An 18606-nucleotide genomic window follows, 5' to 3' on the forward strand; every position below is an offset into this window, starting at 1 on the left:
ATGCTCTTTCACTTTCGTTATTTTTAAAGAAATGAAATTTAAGGGATATCAATGGCTAATACATTTTCGCTTATCTTAGTGATCGTAACTCTAGTGACCGGCATTGTATGGGCGTTGGAAAAGTTTGTGTGGGCGAAGAAGCGCCAGCAAAAGCTTGCTGACGTTGAAGCACAATCGAATGGCCTAGACGCTGAAACTAGCGCAAAAGTTACGGCTCAACCTTGGTGGGTTGAGAACAGTGTGTCCATTTTCCCGGTAATTGCATTTGTTTTGGTTCTGCGTTCATTTATTTATGAACCGTTTCAAATCCCTTCTGGCTCGATGATGCCAACGCTTTTGGTTGGTGACTTCATCTTGGTAGAGAAGTACGCGTACGGTCTAAAAGACCCAGTATGGCGCACTCAACTGGTAGAAACGGGCAAGCCAGAGCGTGGTGATTCAATCGTATTTAAGTACCCACCTCAGCCTAACATCGACTACATCAAGCGTGTTGTTGGTATGCCAGGTGACACCATTCGCTACAGCAGTCGTAAAGAGATCTGCATTCAGGCGAAGGGTACAAGTAGCTGTGAACCAGTGAAACTAAGTAATGTTGAAGAGAGCCAATTTATTCAAGATGGTGTGCCTCTGATTCAGCTGAACGAACAGCTTGGAGACGTAGAACACCAGATTTTAGTTAACCCATTGCGCCGCGATCGTGTACAAGCATATCAGCCTCGCAATGGTGTTAACGAATGGGTCGTTCCAGAAGGCCAGTACTTTGTGATGGGTGATAACCGTGACAACAGTGCCGATAGCCGTTACTGGGGCTTTGTCCCTGAAGCAAACCTTGTTGGTAAGGCCGTTGCTATTTGGATCAGCTTCGAATTCGAACGCGGTTCAGACAGTGTACTTCCAACATGGATTCCTACTGGTGTGCGTTTTAATCGCATCGGTGGGATTCATTAATCGATCACATAACACATCGAGAGAGCATGAATTCTCCAATTGATAAACTAGAGAGAAAGATTGGCTATCAGTTTAATGATGCCGATCTTATCCACTTGGCGCTGACTCACCGCAGCGCCGCAGGTAAACATAACGAACGTCTTGAGTTTCTGGGCGATTCAATTTTAAGTTTTGTTATCGCTGATGATCTTTACCACCGTTTTCCTAAGGTAAACGAAGGTGATATGAGCCGCATGCGCGCAACATTAGTACGTGGTCATACATTGGCAGAACTAGGTCGTGAATTCGAACTAGGAGATTACTTAAAATTAGGTCCAGGTGAGTTGAAGAGTGGCGGTTTCCGTCGTGATTCTATTCTAGCGGATGCGGTTGAAGCGGTCATCGGCGCTGTCTATTTAGATAGTGATACCGAGACGGTTCGCGGCATTATTTTAAGCTGGTACCAATCTCGCCTAGATGCTATTCAGCCTGGAGTATCTCAAAAAGATCCGAAAACTCGCCTACAAGAGTTTTTGCAAGGTCGAAGAAATCCTCTACCTGTCTACACAGTGACTAATATTAAAGGTGAAGCACACAACCAAGAGTTTACGGTTGAGTGTGAAGTGGCAGGTGTGGATAAACCTGTTATCGGTAAAGGCACTAGCCGCCGCAAGGCAGAACAAGCGGCTGCTGAAACAGCATTAGAGCAACTAAGCAATGTCTGATAACAACCAAGATTTCGATATCGATGCATTCTTTTCATCTGATAGCAAAAAAACAGGCCTACCGGAAAACCAACACTGTGGCTTCATCGCTATTGTCGGTCGCCCAAATGTAGGTAAGTCGACGCTTCTGAACCATATTCTGGGTCAGAAGATTTCTATTACATCACGTAAACCACAGACGACACGTCACCGTATTATGGGTGTTGAAACTGAGGGTGATTACCAAGCGATCTTTGTTGATACTCCTGGACTTCATATTGAAGAAAAGCGTGCCATCAACCGCTTGATGAACCGTGCGGCGAACAGCTCATTGAGTGATGTAAACCTAGTATTCTTCCTTGTCGATGGTACTCACTGGACTGACGACGATGAGATGGTTCTGAACAAACTGAAGAAGACTGACTTCCCAGTTGTACTTTGCATCAACAAAGTAGATAACGTTCAAGACCGTACTAACGTGATGCAGCACATGATGGAAGTCTCTAAGAAGATGGACTTCATTGATGTAGTGCCAATCTCAGCGAAGCAAGGTAAAAATATTGATGTACTGCGTAAGCACGTACGTGAACATTTACCTAAAGCGACACACCACTTCCCTGAAGAATACGTGACTGATCGCTCGCAACGTTTTATGGCCTCTGAAATTATCCGTGAAAAGCTGATGCGCTTTACGGGTGACGAGCTACCTTACTCGGTAACGGTTGAAATCGAACGTTTCGATTACAACCCAGATAACGATGGCTTCCACATCAATGCACTGATTCTTGTTGAGCGTACAGGCCAGAAGAAAATGGTGATTGGTAAAGCGGGCGAGAAGATCAAAACGATTGGTCGTGAAGCGCGTATCGATATGGAAGAGCTATTCGGCCGTAAGGTTTACCTAGAGACTTGGGTCAAGGTTAAATCTGGCTGGGCTGATGATGAGCGTGCACTTCGCTCGTTAGGCTACATCGACGATCTATAATATATTGAACGTCACTTTCTGATAGTAAGAATTAAGAAGTAAGAAAGTTGAACTGAAGATAAATCCAAGAGAGAGTGCGAACTCTCTCTTTTTGTATCTGTAATAAGGGTAAGTGATTGAGCGAAGGGTTACAGCGATGCTTTGTGTTGCACCGTCGACCATACAGTGAGTCGAGCCTGATCTTGGACGTCTTCAGCGAAGAGTTCGGTCGGGTGACGTTGATGTCTAAAGGCGCTCGCAGCAAGCGTTCCAATTTGAAAGGTGCATTACAACCTTTTACGCCGCTATTGCTTAAGTGGTCTGGTAATGGTTCGATGAAAACCTTACGCCAAGCTGAACCCATCAGCTTGGGGCTCCCTCTCGCCGGTATTAATCTGTATTCAGGCATGTACGTGAACGAGCTTATCGGTCGGGTATTGATGGCGGAAGTACCGATGCCTGCACTTTTTCACGACTATCTTCATGCTTTAACAGAGCTGGCGCATAATGATAATCCTGAGCCAGCACTGCGTCGCTTTGAGCTGGCTCTATTATCTGCTATGGGTTACGGCGTCGACTTTTTACACTGCGCGGGCACTGGCGAAGCGATTGATCCGAGCATGACTTATCGCTATCGAGAGCAGAAAGGTTTCATCGCTTCAGTACGTCGAGATAACCTGACTTTTATGGGCGATGAACTTATTGCAATCAGCGAACGTAGGTTTATCACTAAAGAGCAGTTAAAAGCGGCAAAACGCTTTACACGCATAGCCTTAAAGCCGTATCTTGGCGGCAAACCATTAAAAAGTAGAGAGCTATTTATGCCAACAATAGCCCTCTCCAGAGCACGGAGTATTGGAAAATGAGCTCAATCCTTTTAGGCGTTAATATCGACCATATTGCAACACTACGTAATGCACGTGGTACTAAATACCCAGATCCAGTACACGCAGCTGAAATCGCTGAACGTGCTGGTGCAGATGGCATTACTATTCACCTGCGTGAAGACCGTCGTCACATCGTTGATCGCGATGTGCGTATTCTGGCTGAAACACTTCAAACTCGCATGAACTTGGAGATGGCCGTAACGGACGAGATGGTTCAAATTGCACTCGATACTAATCCTGAGTTTGTTTGTCTGGTTCCTGAAAAACGTGAAGAGCTAACCACTGAAGGTGGCTTGGACGTGGTTGGTCAACTAGAGAAGATCAAAGCGGCGACACAAAAACTGTCTGCAGCAGGTATCAAGGTATCTCTGTTTATCGATGCTGACCGTGAGCAAATCGATGCTGCAAAAGCGTGTGGCGCACCGTTCATTGAACTGCACACGGGTCACTATGCTGATGCTAAGACAGAAGAAGATCAACAAGACGAGCTTAAGAAGATCGCAGCAGGCGCAAGCTATGCAGATGACTTAGGTATCACAGTCAATGCGGGTCATGGTCTGACTTACCACAACGTAGCCCCAATTGCGGCTCTTCCTGAGATCTACGAGCTGAACATCGGTCACTCGATCATGGGACGTGCAGTGTTTGATGGTTTGAACAAAGCCGTTGCAGACATGAAAACCGTGATGGAAACAGCACGCAACAACGCTTAATTTTCTAAACAGTAAGCGTTAAGTCGTAAGCGACGAATTAGTAGAGTTAATAGATAGAAGTTTGTTAGTAGGGTAAGCATGGCTGTTGTTGGATTGGGTACAGATATCGCAGAAATTGAACGTGTTGAAAAGGCATTGTCACGAAGTGGTGACGCTTTTGCTCAGCGTATTTTGACTGATTCTGAATTTGAAGTATTCCAGCAACTCAAGCAAAAAGGGCGTTACCTTGCAAAACGTTTTGCTGCCAAAGAAGCGGCATCTAAGGCGTTAGGTACGGGTATCGCGCTGGGTGTGACCTTCCACGACTTTGAGATTTCAAATGATGAGCATGGCAAGCCAGTTCTGAGCTTGCATAAAAAAGCGCGTGAAATCGCAGAGGCGAATGGCACAACATCGATTCATCTGACTATCTCGGATGAGCGTCACTACGCTGTGGCAACGGTGTTACTCGAATCGTAAACAGATTATCGCGACTTTATATCTAGTGCTCTTGGCTCTAGACAGAAAAAAGCAGAGCTCATGAGCTCTGCTTTTTTATTGGCGGGTAAACCCTCTAAAGAATACTAGTGAGTAACAAGTACCCGCTAGGCCTTCGCCTGTTTCAAGTAGTGAATCGCGGTTGCTTGAACCTTATCTAATTCATCCTGAAGCTCGAAAAGCTCAGGTTCAATGTCTTCAACAGAAGTACCTGAACGCAGCTCTTTCTCTATTGTCGCACATACCGATTTTAGCCTTGGTACGCCGCTGTACGAGCTGCTGCCATGCATCTTGTGAATGATGTGTATCAGCTCTTCAACTGGATAGTCACTGTCTTCTATCGCTTTGTCTGCTGCCTCATACACCTCTGGAATAAAGTCGACGAGCATTTGCAGCATATCGCGTGCGAGGTCTTCTTTATTGGCGGCTTGTTTCATCGCAGCTTGCCAATCAATGATGATGTTTGTGTGCACGCTGGCTTCAGTTTCTGACACCGGACCGTTGTCGACTTCAGCAGAGACCGCTGGGTGGTCTGGATCTATTTTTTCGATGAGCTCAACCTCAGAGGTCGAGCTCCAATGAATCAGAACCTGCTGTAAAACATGCTCTTCAATAGGTTTGGTTAGGTAGTCATCCATGCCCGCTTCAAGCAGTCGATCTCGTTCGCCAATCATTGCATGTGCGGTCACGGCAATTACAGGTGTATTCGCATTGTTCGCCAGTTTTTTGATGTTCTGACAAGCGGTTACACCGTCCATCTGTGGCATTTGAATATCCATGAAGATGATATCAAATGGCGTCTCTGTCGCTTTGTCTATAGCCTGCTGACCACTGGTACAACTGATGACGGTTTCTACACGCTCTTTAAGCAGCGCGGTAATCAACTTAAGGTTGGCTGGGTTGTCGTCTACTGCCATCACAGTAAGCGGTAACTTCTCTTCAGAATGCGTTTCAATCGCTGGTGCAATCAAGGTAGGTGCCTGATTCGATACCAGAGTTTGCAGCAACTTCTTACGAGAAAGAGGCTTAGTGATGCACTGAACATCGACCTCTTTCATTAGTTGCTCACCCAACGCTAGCTCGGTACTTGGTGTACCAATAATCACGTTTTGAGCAATCTTCTTCGCACCGATCGCCCAACCACTCACAGTATCAAATTGATACTCTTGGTTGGCGGCTAGGTTAAGCAGAACGTAGTCATACGAGGTCGTCTCATCTGGCATCACCGAACGATACGTTACCACTAAGCCTTCTTGGGTTAGGATTTGCTGAGTAATCGATGCCGCTTGCATGTTTGGCTCGATAAGCAGCAGTTGTTTGTCTTGCAGACACTGCGTCTCAATCAGCTCTGTCATCGGCATATCAGTCGTTGATAGTCTCAAGGTGAACCAGAAGGTAGAGCCTTGGTGAAGACGACTGGTTAGGCTGATCTCTCCGCCCATTTGGCTGACCAGTTTTTGGGTGATAACCAGACCTAAGCCTGTACCGCCGTAACGACGAGAGATACTTGCATCGGCTTGGCTGAAAGCTTGGAAAAGCTGAGCTTGTTGACGCTCAGAAATACCAATACCCGTATCGCGAACCATGAATTGCAGCTCGATGTTGTCTTCACTTTGTGAGCGAAGCTCAACGCTGATATCAATGTTGCCGCGTTCGGTAAACTTGATTGAGTTACCAACAAGGTTGGTTAGGATCTGCTGAATACGCAGTGGATCGCCCACCACACCTGGCGGTACTTTAGGGTCGATCTTCAGTGTCAGTTCTAGGCCTTTCTCATGAGCGTTGGTTGCTTGAAGGTTTACTACCTCTTCAAGGCTGGCTTGGAATTCAAATGGGATGTTCTCTAGGGCTAATTTACCGGCTTCAAGTTTCGAGAAGTCCAAGATATCGTTGATGATGCTAAGCAGGTTGTTTGCCGAGCGTTCAATGGTTTGTAGGTAATCGGTTTGACTGTTCGATAGGTGAGTCTTGAGCATTTGACGAGTAAAGCCAATCACACCGTTCAGCGGCGTTCTCAATTCGTGAGACATATTCGCTAAGAACTCAGACTTAACACGAGCCGCTTCTTGAGCGCGTTTCTTCGCGATGTCTAACTCAACGTTTTGAATCTCTAGCTGTTCAAGAGTTTCACGCAAATCTGATGTGGCCTGGTCGATACTGTGCTGCATCTCGACGTGATACTCTGATAGCGATACCGCCATCGCATTGATGCCGTTTTTCAGCGAGTCTAGCTCACCATGCATCTTACCTTCGATACGCACATCTAGGTGACCTCGACGAATTCGGTCGACCATGTTTTTCATGTGTGTGATCGGTTGAGTGACATCGTGCATTAAGCGGAACGCAAACACGCCCGATAAACCAAGCCCGAGAATCAACACTAAGAATGCAGAGAACACTTCTTGATATTGCTGCAATCGAAGTGATGAAAGATCTAATTCAATCGCAATGTAGCCGATCGCTTGATTAGCTTGAGACTGACCGTTGGCTGAATTGATGTACTGGCCTTCGGCGATGATAGGTGTCCGCAGAGTCAGCGTATTATCGAGAAGGTTCGATGAGCTTAAATGCGGGATCGGTTTATCTTTGGGGTAGGTCAGGCTTTCAAAATCGGGGTGGAAGTTTGAGGTTACAAACAACTCATGACGCTCATCAAACACCGCGATACTGCGCACTAGCTTAGAATTCTTTCGATGCGCATAGCTAATAAGCTGACGAACAGACTCTCGACTTTCGAGCTTCATGCCTGATTCACTCGCAATCGCAAGTGGCTCAATGATGCTAGTACCAGTGTTAACCACTTGACCTTCAAGGTCTTGATAGCGGTTAAATGAGAAAAATGCACTCAATAGCAACCCAATAATCAGGGTTGGAGCTAGAGTTAAGGTAATTACACGGGCTCTTAAGCCATATCTGGTCATGTTCTTTAATTACATCGAGGTCTGGATATGGGAAAATAACGCACACAATGGCGGTTAAGTGAACGGTAAGCTTAATCAAAGCCGTGACGTTCGACAATGATTCCAAGACATAATAGTGAGTCCTGGATACCAATTACTTATTAAAAGATACATTAGGCACAAGCAATGGCACGTTTTTTCCAACCAAAAAAGAAAACTCAACTCGAGACCAAGCATCAATCGGTTTTGGTTGAACGAATGGATCACAATGGCGCTGGCATCGCTTATCAAAAGAATAAACCGGTTTTCATTGATGGCGCATTGCCCGGTGAGCAGGTGGTTATTCAACTTACTGAGAGCAAAAGTAAGTTTTCGCGAGCTAAACTCATCAAGTTATTGAAGCCGAGCGAGCAGCGTTTAAAGCCGTTTTGTAAGCACTTTAATCAGTGTGGTGGCTGTCACCTTCAACACCTAGGTTACTCTTCTCAGGTTGAGCATAAATCGCAATCTCTGACGCACCTGATGAGCCAATACCAAACGGCGAACACTGAAGTTGCACAACCTATTGTCGGTGATGAAACCGGTTATCGACGTCGCGCACGTATCAGCCTATTTGTTGATAAGAAGACACAACAGCTTCAATTCGGTTTCCGTAAGAAGCAGAGTAAGCAGATTGAAAACATCACCGACTGTGCCGTGCTTGATCCTCGCCTTAATGTGTTGCTGCCAAAACTGAAAAATTTACTGAACACTTTCAACAGCCTTACGTCTTTAGGACACGTTGAATTGGTGTTGGGCGATACTGGCCCTGTTATGGTGCTACGTCACCTTAAGCCTTTGGTTGAAAAAGATGAGCAAGCGCTGATTGCGTTAGCAAAAGAAGAAGGCGCTACGCTGTATTCGATGCCTGAAACCGATAAGTTGGTTCGCTTAGTCGGCGATACACCTTCTTACAGCGAAACTGGCGTGACGTTACCGTTTGAGCCAAACCACTTTATCCAAGTAAACCAGAAAGTGAATCAGCAGATGGTGGCTCAAGCGATTGAGTGGCTAGAACCTCAAGCGGATGAGCTAGTGCTCGACCTGTTTTGCGGCTTAGGGAATTTCAGTTTGCCTATCGCGCAACAATCGGCGTTTGTGGTTGGCGTAGAAGGCGTTGATGAAATGGTTCAGCAAGCCACATCTAATGCAGCGTTAAACCAGTTAAGCAATACGGAATTTTACCAAGCTAACCTTGAAGAAGACTTATCTTCACAGCCTTGGGCAAAAGAGAAATTCGATAAAATATTGCTTGACCCGGCACGTGCGGGAGCGAGTGGGATCGTTGATCAAATTTCAGCGTTAGGAGCGAAGCGTGTGGTTTATGTTTCGTGTAATCCTGCTACTCTAGCTAGAGATTCAGAGAGCTTAGAAAAGCAAGGCTACCAATTAGCCAAACTTGGTATGTTGGATATGTTCCCACACACTAGCCATTTAGAATCGATGGCTCTCTTTATCAAGGCTTAAAGGCCCGTAAATAAGGCTTAAAAATGAATGACAAAGGCGCAGGGACACCTGCGCTGATATCAATATGGTCGAACTAACTTGGAACCAGTTAGTCATATTGAATTGGGTATAAAACAGAATAACTAGGAAGGCACGATGGTTGCGGTACGAAGCGCACATTTAAACCCAAGCGAACAGTTTGAGCTAGAAAGTTGGATTGCGTCATTAAAGCAAGACGCAAAAACCTCGAATAAACTGAACAAAGTTTATCGTCACTGTGAAGAGCTATTAAAAGATCACGAGCAAGCATCGCTCTTGCTTTGGCGTGGCCGTGAGATGATCGAAATCTTGGTCACCTTGTCCATGGACCGTGCCACTTTAATTGCTGCACAACTTTTCCCCGTCGTCTCAAGCGGCGTTTTTGAGCGCGAAGCGTTTGAAGAAAGCTACGGTAAAGAAACCGTAAAGTTGATCGATGGCGTTGAAGAAATGGCGGCCTTAGGCCAGTTAAACGTGACCCTTGAAGGCAGTGCAGCCTCGGGTCAAGTCGATAACGTTCGTCGCATGCTATTAGCAATGGTTGATGACTTCCGCTGCGTAGTCATCAAACTCGCTGAACGAATCTGTAACCTTATCGAGGTAAAAAAAGCGCCTGATGCTGTGCGTCGCGCGGCCGCAAAAGAGTGTTCTAACATCTATGCCCCACTGGCAAACCGTTTAGGTATCGGCCAACTTAAGTGGGAAATCGAAGATTACGCATTCCGCTACCAACAACCAGATACCTACAAGCAGATTGCAAAACAGCTGTCTGAGCGTCGTATCGTTCGTGAACAATACATCACAGATTTCGTTGATGATTTAACCGCAGAAATGCAGCGTTCAAACATCAATGCTGAAGTGAGTGGCCGACCAAAACACATCTACAGTATCTGGCGCAAAATGCAGAAGAAAGGCTTAGCCTTCGATGAGCTTTTTGACGTACGAGCAGTACGTATTATCGCTGACCAGCTGCAAGACTGTTACGCCGGCCTTGGGGTGGTACACACTAAATACAAGCACCTCCCGAGCGAATTTGATGACTATGTGGCGAACCCTAAGCCAAATGGTTACCAGTCGATTCATACCGTAGTACTTGGCCCTGAAGGCAAGACCATTGAGATTCAGATCCGTACTAAGCAAATGCACGAAGACTCTGAGCTTGGTGTGGCGGCGCACTGGAAGTACAAAGAAGGAGCTTCAAGCGGCCGTAGTGGCTACGATGAGAAAATCACTTGGTTGCGTAAACTTATCGACTGGCAAGAAGAGATGTCGGACTCTGGCGAGATGCTGGATGAGGTACGTAGCCAAGTCTTCGATGACCGTGTATACGCATTTACTCCACGTGGTGACGTGGTCGACTTACCAATGGGCGCAACCCCGTTGGATTTCGCCTACCACATCCACTCGATGGTCGGACACCGCTGTATCGGTGCCAAAGTAGCGGGGCGTATCGTACCGTTCACTCATAAACTATCGATGGGCGATCAAGTTGAGATCATCACGCAGAAAGAGCCGAACCCATCTCGTGACTGGTTAAATCCAACCACAGGTTTTGTTCATTCTGGTCGAGCTCGAGCGAAAATCAACGCTTGGTTCCGCGCACAAAGCCGTGAGAAAAACCTAGAAGCGGGTCGTGATATCCTGGAAGTTGAGCTAGCGAAAGTAGGCGCAACCCTAAAAGATGCTGATCAATACGCACTAAAACGCTTTAACGTGAATACGCCAGACGAACTCTATGCAGGTATTGGTAGTGGCGACTTGCGTATTAACCAAGTGGTTAATCACATCAATGCGCTAGTGAATAAGCCAACGGCGGAAGAAGAAGACAAGAAAGCGCTAGAGAAACTGCTTGAGTCGGAAAACAAGCCGGCACAACAGAGTCGTCCGAAGAAAGATGCGGTAGTGGTTGAGGGCGTTGATAACCTAATGACGCACCTAGCGCGTTGCTGTCAGCCAATCCCAGGTGATGTGATTAAAGGTTACATCACTCAAGGTCGTGGTATCTCAGTGCACCGCGCTGACTGTGAACAGCTAGGCGAGCTAAGCGTGCATGCGCCAGAACGTATCATTGATACCGTTTGGGGTAATGGCTTTGTCGGTTCATACATCCTAACGCTGCGTGTTGAAGCGCTAGAACGTAATGGCTTGTTGAAAGACATCACCTCACTGTTCTCGAACGAGAAGATCAGTGTGACCACGATGAAGAGCCGCATCGACTACAAGCGTCAGCTATCGGTAATGGATTTCGATTTGGAAGTGACCAATATTGAAATTCTGAGTCGCGTTACCAGCCGAGTAGAACAAATCAAAGATGTTATGTCAGTCAAAAGGTTGGGGTAGGCCAAAATACTATCCACGTCATTCCCTACAGTGAGGGACGAACGTGATAGGGAATCTCGTAAAGCGATTTGAGATCCCCAACTCGCTCATTCTTCGCTCTTGGGGATGACGGAAAGAATAGAAAGGTGAGTGGTTTTGGCTGCTCGCCTTTTTTAGTTTTAGAAGACGTTATAAATTTAAAAATCAAAGACAGTGAATAGGAAGAAAACGATGAATCACCCGATTGAACAACTTGAACAGATTATGACTAAGCTGCGCGATCCAGAAGGTGGCTGTCCTTGGGATTTGAAACAAAATTTTGAAACAATTGTCCCGCATACTATCGAAGAAACCTACGAGGTGGTGGACGCGATTCACAACAAAGATTGGCCGAACCTACAAGAAGAGTTGGGTGACTTGTTGTTTCAGGTGATCTTCTATAGCCAGTTAGCGAAAGAACAGGGGTTGTTTGAGTTCTCTGATGTGGTTGATGGCATTAACGAAAAGCTAACACGCCGTCACCCGCATGTGTTCTCTGATACTGAGTTTGCCAGTGATGAAGAAATCAATGCCAATTGGGAAGCGGAAAAAGCCAAAGAAAAAGCACAAGCAGGCAAAACTCAAGAAAGTATTCTAGACTCAATACCAAACTCTCTACCTGCACTTTCGCGTGCTACAAAAATTCAAAAGCAGGTCGCGAAATATGGCTTTGATTGGGACTCAATTGGCCCAGTCGCCAATAAGGTATTAGAGGAAGTGGACGAGGTGCTAGAAGAAGCACTTCAAGTGACGCCAAACGAAGAATTGGTTGAAGAAGAGCTGGGGGATTTACTGTTCGCGACCGTTAACTTGGTACGACATTTAGGTAAAAACCCAGAATCGGCACTCAATAAAGCCAATCTCAAGTTTTCGCGTCGCTTTAAAGGGGTGGAACAAAAAGTTCGTCAGCAAGGTAAAAATTTGACCGATTTTTCACTACAACAGCTTGATTCCATGTGGGGTGAAGTCAAAGTGGCGGAGAAAAGATAACCAAAGCTTTTATCATGAATTGATTTGAAGCAAAAAATAAAAAATAGCAGTGTGATAGATTTCACGTTGTGGCGATAAGGGGCTTCTGGTATATTTTCATCCCGTCCAGAAGTAGTCCATTTCCCTCATTCAACCAATTTCAGGTTAAACATGACGACAAATTACATTTTTGTTACTGGCGGGGTTGTATCCTCTCTAGGTAAAGGTATTGCTGCAGCATCTCTTGCGGCTATTTTAGAAGCTCGTGGTCTTAAAGTGACTATGATGAAGCTTGACCCTTACATCAACGTTGATCCAGGCACTATGAGCCCGACTCAGCACGGTGAAGTGTTCGTTACGGAAGATGGCGCTGAAACAGACCTTGACCTTGGTCACTATGAGCGATTCATTCGCACCAAGATGACTAAGCGTAACAACTTCACTGCAGGTCGTGTTTACTCAGACGTACTCGCTAAAGAGCGTCGCGGTGATTACCTAGGTGCAACAATTCAGGTTATCCCACACATCACTAACTCTATCAAAGAGCGTGTAATTTCTGGCGCAGCTGGCCACGATATCGCGATCGTTGAAGTTGGTGGTACGGTTGGTGATATCGAATCTCTACCATTCATGGAAGCGATTCGTCAGCTAGCAGTAGAACTAGGCCGTGAACGCGCAATGTTCATGCACCTTACTCTAGTGCCATACCTAGCAGCTGCGGGCGAAGTGAAAACTAAGCCAACGCAACACTCTGTAAAAGAGCTACTGTCTATTGGTATTCAGCCAGACATCCTAGTTTGTCGTTCAGACCGCAACATTCCTTCGAACGAGCGTAAGAAAATTGCTCTGTTCTGTAATGTGCAAGAAAATGCAGTTATTTCTATGCGCGATGTTGACTCTATCTACAAGATCCCTCAGCTTATTAAAGCTCAAGGTACTGATGAACTTGTATGTAAGCGTTTCGGCATCACAGCTCCAGAAGCAGACCTGTCTGAATGGGAACAAGTAATTTACGAAGAAGCTAACCCAACGGGTGAAGTGACGATTGGTATGGTTGGTAAGTACATTGAACTGCCAGACGCATACAAATCAGTAAATGAAGCGCTAAAACACGCGGGCTTGAAAAATCGCGTAAGCGTTAATATTAAATATGTAGATTCACAAGACGTTGAGTCTCGTGGCGTAGAAGTTTTAGAAGGCCTAGATGCAATCCTAGTTCCTGGTGGCTTTGGTGACCGTGGTGTTGAAGGTAAAATTCTTGCTGCTCAATACGCTCGTGAAAACAAAGTACCGTACTTAGGTATCTGTCTAGGTATGCAAGTAGCACTTATCGAGTACGCTCGTAACGTTGCGAAAATGGAAGGGGCACACTCTTCTGAATTCTGTACTGAAACTAAGTACCCAGTTGTTGGTCTTATCACTGAGTGGACTGATGGCGAAGGTAAAGTTGAAGAGCGTACAGAAACATCTGACCTTGGCGGCACAATGCGTCTTGGTTCACAGCTTTGTCACCTAGCGAAAGGGACGAAAGCTTACGAATTATACGGTAGCGCGACGATCCATGAACGTCACCGTCACCGTTACGAAGTGAACAACAATCTTCGTCCACAAATCGAAAAAGCGGGCCTAAAAGTATCGGGTCTATCTGCGGACAAGAAACTGGTTGAAGTTATTGAGAACCCGAACCACCCATGGTTCGTTGCTGCTCAATTCCACCCAGAGTTCACTTCAACACCTCGCGATGGTCACCCATTGTTTGCAGGTTTCGTTAAAGCGGCTGGTGAGTTCCAGCGCGGCGAGTTAGAGAAGTAAAAAGGAATACAGGTAGCTGCGTAAGTTGTGCTGCTACCTTTAAATTTGACATTTATATATTCAACGAGAAGGAAACATTCAATGTCTAAGATCGTTAAAGTTCTAGGTCGTGAAATCATCGATTCACGTGGTAACCCAACTGTAGAAGCTGAAGTACACCTAGAAGGCGGTTTCGTAGGTATGGCTGCTGCTCCATCTGGCGCATCTACTGGTTCTCGCGAAGCTCTTGAGCTACGTGACGGCGACAAATCACGTTTCCTAGGTAAAGGTGTTCTTAAAGCTATTGAAGCTGTAAACGGCCCAATAGCTGAAGCTCTAGTTGGTACTGACGCTAAAGCACAAGCTGACGTTGACCAAATCATGCTTGACCTAGACGGTACTGATAACAAGTCTAAGTTCGGCGCGAACGCTATCCTAGCTGTATCTCTAGCTAACGCAAAAGCTGCTGCTGCTGCGAAAGGCATGCCTCTATACGAGCACATCGCTGAGCTAAACGGTACTGCTGGTCAGTTCTCTATGCCTCTACCAATGATGAACATCATCAACGGTGGTGAGCACGCAGATAACAACGTTGACATCCAAGAGTTCATGATCCAACCAGTTGGCGCTAAAACTCTTAAAGAAGGTCTACGTATCGGCGCTGAAGTATTCCACAACCTAGCTAAAGTTCTTAAGTCTAAAGGCTACAGCACTGCAGTTGGTGATGAAGGTGGTTTCGCTCCTAACCTTAAGTCTAACGCTGAAGCTCTAGAAGTTATCGCAGAAGCTGTTGCAGCTGCTGGTTACGAACTAGGTAAAGACGTTACTCTTGCTATGGACTGTGCAGCATCTGAGTTCTTCGACAAAGAAGCTGGTATCTACAACATGAAGGGCGAAGGTAAAACTTTCACTTCTGAAGAGTTCAACCACTACCTAGCTGAGCTAGCGAACAACTTCCCAATCGTTTCTATCGAAGACGGTCTTGACGAGTCAGATTGGGATGGCTTCAAGCACCAAACTGAACTTCTAGGCAACAAACTTCAAATCGTTGGTGACGATCTGTTCGTTACAAACACTAAGATTCTTGCTGAAGGTATCGAAAAAGGCGTAGCTAACTCTATCCTTATCAAGTTCAACCAAATCGGTTCTCTAACAGAGACTCTAGCTGCTATCAAGATGGCTAAAGACGCTGGCTACACTGCAGTAATCTCTCACCGTTCTGGCGAAACTGAAGATGCAACTATCGCTGATCTAGCGGTAGGTACAGCTGCAGGTCAAATCAAAACTGGTTCTATGAGCCGTTCTGACCGTGTTGCTAAGTACAACCAACTTATCCGTATCGAAGAAGCTCTAGGTTCTAAAGCTCCTTACAACGGTCTTAAAGAAGTTAAAGGTCAATAATTCGTCCTATTTGGCACTGTAGCTGCGTTAACTGCAGAAGATTCACTAAGTCACATAGGAAACTATGCTCCATAGCTGAATCTTCTTTGTTGCCTTGCTACAGCACCAACTAGTTAGAATTATGCACTAATACTTTTGAATGCCTCGCTTATGCGGGGCATTTTTTTGTCTGTAGAAAACTGAATGAAAGAAGCTCTAGGCTCTAAAGCTCCTCCTTGTCACATATAAAGTTCGTCATTCCCTAGACTGACGAAGGAAGGAGTAGGGAATCTCATTGTTTTCCTGACAATGACTCCCCGACTTATTGATTCCCTGACACCACATATCTCGCACCAATAAGCTCATTATGGTATATATGTGCCTTATTCTAGTTCCTTCTTTTTCAACCGGCGAAAGGTGTTATGCGAATTTTTGCTTTAGTACTGCTCATAGTGTTTGGCTGGCTACAACACACACTGTGGCTCGGTAAAAATGGTATCTCTGATTACTACGGTGTGAACAACGAAATCCAAGTTCAACAGCAAGTAAATGAAAAGCTGCATATTCGAAATGCAGAAATGTTTGCTGAAATTGACGATCTACGCCAAGGCTTAGACGCGATAGAAGAACGCGCACGTCATGAACTTGGAATGGTCAAAGAAGGTGAAACGTTTTATCGCATCATTGGTGAGGGATCCCATTAATGTCGACTCAACTTCAAAGCGTGATTGCCGTTGTACCTGCGGCGGGCGTCGGTAGCCGAATGAAGGCAGACCGCCCTAAGCAATATCTCAAGATTCACGACAAAACAATTTTAGAGCACACCATTGAGAAATTACTGTCTCACCCACAAGTCGCTCAAATTGTCGTTGCGATCAGCGATGATGACCCATACTACCCTGATCTAGCACTCAACCTGAACCCGCAAGTGATCAGAGTGTCAGGCGGAAGCGAGCGAGCGGACTCTGTACTCTCTGCGCTAAACTATATCGCTGAGCAGCAGCTTAGTGATTGGGTAATGGTTCACGATGCGGCAAGGCCGTGTGTTCAACTAAGTGATATCGACAAGCTAATTTCCGGCGCGATGAGCCATGATGTGGGCGCTATTTTAGCGGCTCCAGTTCGTGACACGATGAAGCGCGGTGCCCAAGGGCAGATCGAGCATACCGTTGAGCGTGCCGATTTATGGCATGCACTTACGCCGCAAATGTTCAGAGCAAAGCCTCTGTGGAAGGCATTAAGTGAGGCGTTGCAACAAGGCGCTTCAATTACTGATGAAGCCTCAGCCTTTGAATGGAAAGGTTTATCGCCCGCTTTAGTGGCAGGGCGTTCAGATAATTTTAAGATTACTCAGCCTGAAGATTTAGCGCTTGCTGAGTTCTATTTAAGTCAGAATAAGGAATAATGATGATTCGTATTGGCCATGGCTTTGATGTACATAAGTTTGGTGGTGAAGGCCCGGTAATTATTGGTGGTGTAAGCATCCCTTACGAGCAAGGTCTTATTGCACACTCAGACGGTGATGTTGCCCTTCATGCGTTGTGTGACGCTCTATTGGGTGCGATTGCTGCGGGTGATATTGGTCGTCATTTCCCTGATACCGATGACGAATGGAAAGGTGCGGATAGCCGTGAGCTACTGAAAGATGTTTACCGTCGAGTAAAAGAACAAGGTTACGTGATTGGTAATGCCGATATTACTATCATGGCGCAAGCTCCAAAGATGGCGCCTCATATAGACTCTATGTGCCAAGCTATTGCTCAAGACCTAGAAACCAGCATTAGCAATGTGAATGTAAAAGCGACGACCACTGAGCGTTTAGGTTTTACAGGTCGCAAAGAGGGCATCGCATGTGAAGCGGTGGTCCTAATTACTAAAAGTGCGTAAGCACCAACACGAAAAGAACAGCATGTCAGATATTTTATCTTCATTGGCTTATCTAAATGGTAAACCAACTGCGAAAGCAAAACTAAAAGCAAAAGCCGAACACTTTGTCGTTAATGAAGACTTGGGTTTTGAGTTTGCTGGTGAAGGCGAGCACCTAATGGTTCGTATTCGTAAAACTGGTGAAAACACGAGCTTCGTAGCAAACGAGCTGGCTAAAGCTTGCGGTGTTAAGTCGAAAGACGTGAGCTGGGCGGGTTTGAAAGACCGCCACGCTGTGACAGAGCAGTGGTTGAGCGTTCACCTACCGAAAGGTGAGCCTGACTTTTCAGGGTTCTTAGCACAATACCCAAGCATTGAAATCTTAGCGACAGCGCGACACAACAAAAAGTTACGTCCAGGCGATTTAGTTGGCAACCAATTTGAGTTGACCTTGTCTGAAGTAACGGATTGCGATGATGTGGTCAAGCGTTTGGAAAAAGTCGCTCAAGTGGGCGTGCCAAACTACTTTGGTGCTCAGCGTTTTGGCAATGAAGGTAACAACCTATCTGAAGCTCGTCGTTGGGGCCGCGATAACGTTCGTACTCGTAACCAGAATAAGCGCAGCTTGTACCTTTCTGCTGCTCGTTCGTGGATTTACAACCTGATCCTTTCAGACCGTATTGAGCAAGATGCGTTTGCATCAGCATTGGTTGGCGATATCGTGGTGAAAGACGGTGCTCAACTGGCAGTAACAGCAGACAACATTGAAGCTGTAAACCAAGACATTGCGAACGGTTCTGCTTTGATAACTGTTGCTTTGGCTGGCGATAATGCCTTACCAACGATTGATGAGTCTCAAGCTCTAGAACAGAAACACCTTGATGCTGAACCGGATCTAATGGCTCTGATTCGTGGTAACCGTATGCGTCATGATCGCCGTGAAGCGTCACTGAAACCAACAGACTTAACTTGGGAAGTGAACGAAGATAATGTCACGCTTAAGTTCTCTCTTGATGCGGGTTGTTTCGCAACAGCGATCGTTCGCGAATTGGTTGAAGAAGTACACGTAGAGAGAACCTACGAGCAATAACGATTCTGCTTGGAGTTGAGTCACTTGATATTGGAATTTAAGTGACTTGGCTTAGC

General features: G+C 45.9%; 16 protein-coding genes. 15 read left to right on the forward strand and 1 reads right to left on the reverse strand.

The genetic code is table 11. The features are described 5' to 3' along the window. Window positions 1-51: 51 nt before the first annotated feature. The 6 genes from lepB (at window position 52) to acpS (ending at window position 4654) form a co-directional block, all read left to right on the forward strand. Window positions 52-948, forward strand: a complete 897-nt coding sequence (lepB, locus tag AB4583_RS17880) for a signal peptidase I (RefSeq protein WP_017068697.1) — start codon at window positions 52-54, stop codon at window positions 946-948. 26 nt (window positions 949-974) lie between these two features. Beyond that, window positions 975-1652: a ribonuclease III gene (gene rnc, locus AB4583_RS17885; RefSeq protein ID WP_017066012.1), complete on the forward strand. Its 678-nt coding sequence runs from the start codon at window positions 975-977 to the stop codon at window positions 1650-1652. After that, the gene (gene era / locus AB4583_RS17890) at window positions 1645-2616 is read left to right on the forward strand and encodes a GTPase Era (RefSeq protein ID WP_017059042.1); all 972 of its coding nucleotides are present in this window, start codon (window positions 1645-1647) and stop codon (window positions 2614-2616) included. Before rnc ends, era begins: the two co-directional genes overlap by 8 nt. A gap of 116 nt (window positions 2617-2732) precedes the next feature. Beyond that, a complete protein-coding gene (recO, locus tag AB4583_RS17895; protein WP_019826299.1) occupies window positions 2733-3461 on the forward strand; it encodes a DNA repair protein RecO in 729 nt (242 codons plus the stop codon). After that, window positions 3458-4195 (forward strand): pyridoxine 5'-phosphate synthase, encoded by a 738-nt coding sequence (gene pdxJ, locus AB4583_RS17900; RefSeq protein WP_137001310.1) that lies wholly within the window; start codon window positions 3458-3460, stop codon window positions 4193-4195. Before recO ends, pdxJ begins: the two co-directional genes overlap by 4 nt. A 78-nt stretch (window positions 4196-4273) precedes the next feature. Beyond that, a complete protein-coding gene (gene acpS / locus AB4583_RS17905; RefSeq protein WP_017059039.1) occupies window positions 4274-4654 on the forward strand; it encodes a holo-ACP synthase in 381 nt (126 codons plus the stop codon). A gap of 125 nt (window positions 4655-4779) precedes the next feature. Here acpS and barA read toward each other — a convergent pair whose 3' ends face one another. After that, window positions 4780-7593: a two-component sensor histidine kinase BarA gene (barA, locus tag AB4583_RS17910; protein ID WP_372118587.1), complete on the reverse strand. Its 2814-nt coding sequence runs from the start codon at window positions 7591-7593 to the stop codon at window positions 4780-4782. A 165-nt stretch (window positions 7594-7758) separates the two neighbouring features. Here barA and rlmD point away from each other — a divergent pair, with 165 nt between their 5' ends. From rlmD to truD, 9 genes are all read left to right on the forward strand, one after another. After that, the gene (gene rlmD / locus AB4583_RS17915; RefSeq protein WP_372118590.1) at window positions 7759-9078 is read left to right on the forward strand and encodes a 23S rRNA (uracil(1939)-C(5))-methyltransferase RlmD; all 1320 of its coding nucleotides are present in this window, start codon (window positions 7759-7761) and stop codon (window positions 9076-9078) included. Window positions 9079-9213: 135 nt separating this feature from the next. After that, on the forward strand, window positions 9214-11436 hold the full coding sequence (gene relA / locus AB4583_RS17920; protein ID WP_372118593.1) for a GTP diphosphokinase: 2223 nt from the start codon (window positions 9214-9216) through the stop codon (window positions 11434-11436). A 210-nt stretch (window positions 11437-11646) separates the two neighbouring features. Further along, complete coding sequence (gene mazG / locus AB4583_RS17925; RefSeq protein ID WP_017068693.1) at window positions 11647-12444, forward strand: nucleoside triphosphate pyrophosphohydrolase; 798 nt, start codon at window positions 11647-11649, stop codon at window positions 12442-12444. A gap of 150 nt (window positions 12445-12594) precedes the next feature. Beyond that, window positions 12595-14235, forward strand: coding sequence for a CTP synthase (locus tag AB4583_RS17930; protein ID WP_017068692.1), 1641 nt, complete (start codon window positions 12595-12597; stop codon window positions 14233-14235). 81 nt (window positions 14236-14316) lie between these two features. Next, a complete protein-coding gene (eno, locus tag AB4583_RS17935; RefSeq protein WP_017063215.1) occupies window positions 14317-15615 on the forward strand; it encodes a phosphopyruvate hydratase in 1299 nt (432 codons plus the stop codon). 401 nt (window positions 15616-16016) lie between these two features. After that, window positions 16017-16298, forward strand: coding sequence for a cell division protein FtsB (ftsB, locus tag AB4583_RS17940; RefSeq protein WP_017068691.1), 282 nt, complete (start codon window positions 16017-16019; stop codon window positions 16296-16298). Further along, window positions 16298-16999: a 2-C-methyl-D-erythritol 4-phosphate cytidylyltransferase gene (gene ispD, locus AB4583_RS17945; protein WP_017059032.1), complete on the forward strand. Its 702-nt coding sequence runs from the start codon at window positions 16298-16300 to the stop codon at window positions 16997-16999. Before ftsB ends, ispD begins: the two co-directional genes overlap by 1 nt. A gap of 2 nt (window positions 17000-17001) precedes the next feature. Next, window positions 17002-17481, forward strand: coding sequence for a 2-C-methyl-D-erythritol 2,4-cyclodiphosphate synthase (gene ispF / locus AB4583_RS17950; RefSeq protein WP_004739053.1), 480 nt, complete (start codon window positions 17002-17004; stop codon window positions 17479-17481). Window positions 17482-17503: 22 nt separating this feature from the next. Next, entirely contained in the window at window positions 17504-18550 is a 1047-nt protein-coding gene (gene truD, locus AB4583_RS17955) for a tRNA pseudouridine(13) synthase TruD (RefSeq protein ID WP_017059031.1), read from the forward strand. Window positions 18551-18606 lie beyond the last annotated feature (56 nt).

It is taken from the genome of Vibrio sp. 10N.222.49.C12, from assembly GCF_041475025.1.
Taxonomy (GTDB): domain Bacteria; phylum Pseudomonadota; class Gammaproteobacteria; order Enterobacterales; family Vibrionaceae; genus Vibrio; species Vibrio crassostreae_C.

Bases quoted from the DNA above. Each gene is read 5' to 3' on its own strand.
- ftsB (WP_017068691.1), top strand. From the start codon at position 16,017: ATGCGAATTTTTGCTTTAGTACTGCTCATAGTGTTTGGCTGGCTACAA.
- AB4583_RS17930 (WP_017068692.1), top strand. From the start codon at position 12,595: ATGACGACAAATTACATTTTTGTTACTGGCGGGGTTGTATCCTCTCTA.
- truD (WP_017059031.1), top strand. From the start codon at position 17,504: ATGTCAGATATTTTATCTTCATTGGCTTATCTAAATGGTAAACCAACT.
- pdxJ (WP_137001310.1), top strand. From the start codon at position 3,458: ATGAGCTCAATCCTTTTAGGCGTTAATATCGACCATATTGCAACACTA.
- ispF (WP_004739053.1), top strand. From the start codon at position 17,002: ATGATTCGTATTGGCCATGGCTTTGATGTACATAAGTTTGGTGGTGAA.
- mazG (WP_017068693.1), top strand. From the start codon at position 11,647: ATGAATCACCCGATTGAACAACTTGAACAGATTATGACTAAGCTGCGC.
- barA (WP_372118587.1), bottom strand. From the start codon at position 7,593: ATGACCAGATATGGCTTAAGAGCCCGTGTAATTACCTTAACTCTAGCT.
- rlmD (WP_372118590.1), top strand. From the start codon at position 7,759: ATGGCACGTTTTTTCCAACCAAAAAAGAAAACTCAACTCGAGACCAAG.
- rnc (WP_017066012.1), top strand. From the start codon at position 975: ATGAATTCTCCAATTGATAAACTAGAGAGAAAGATTGGCTATCAGTTT.
- relA (WP_372118593.1), top strand. From the start codon at position 9,214: ATGGTTGCGGTACGAAGCGCACATTTAAACCCAAGCGAACAGTTTGAG.
- eno (WP_017063215.1), top strand. From the start codon at position 14,317: ATGTCTAAGATCGTTAAAGTTCTAGGTCGTGAAATCATCGATTCACGT.
- lepB (WP_017068697.1), top strand. From the start codon at position 52: ATGGCTAATACATTTTCGCTTATCTTAGTGATCGTAACTCTAGTGACC.
- era (WP_017059042.1), top strand. From the start codon at position 1,645: ATGTCTGATAACAACCAAGATTTCGATATCGATGCATTCTTTTCATCT.
- ispD (WP_017059032.1), top strand. From the start codon at position 16,298: ATGTCGACTCAACTTCAAAGCGTGATTGCCGTTGTACCTGCGGCGGGC.
- acpS (WP_017059039.1), top strand. From the start codon at position 4,274: ATGGCTGTTGTTGGATTGGGTACAGATATCGCAGAAATTGAACGTGTT.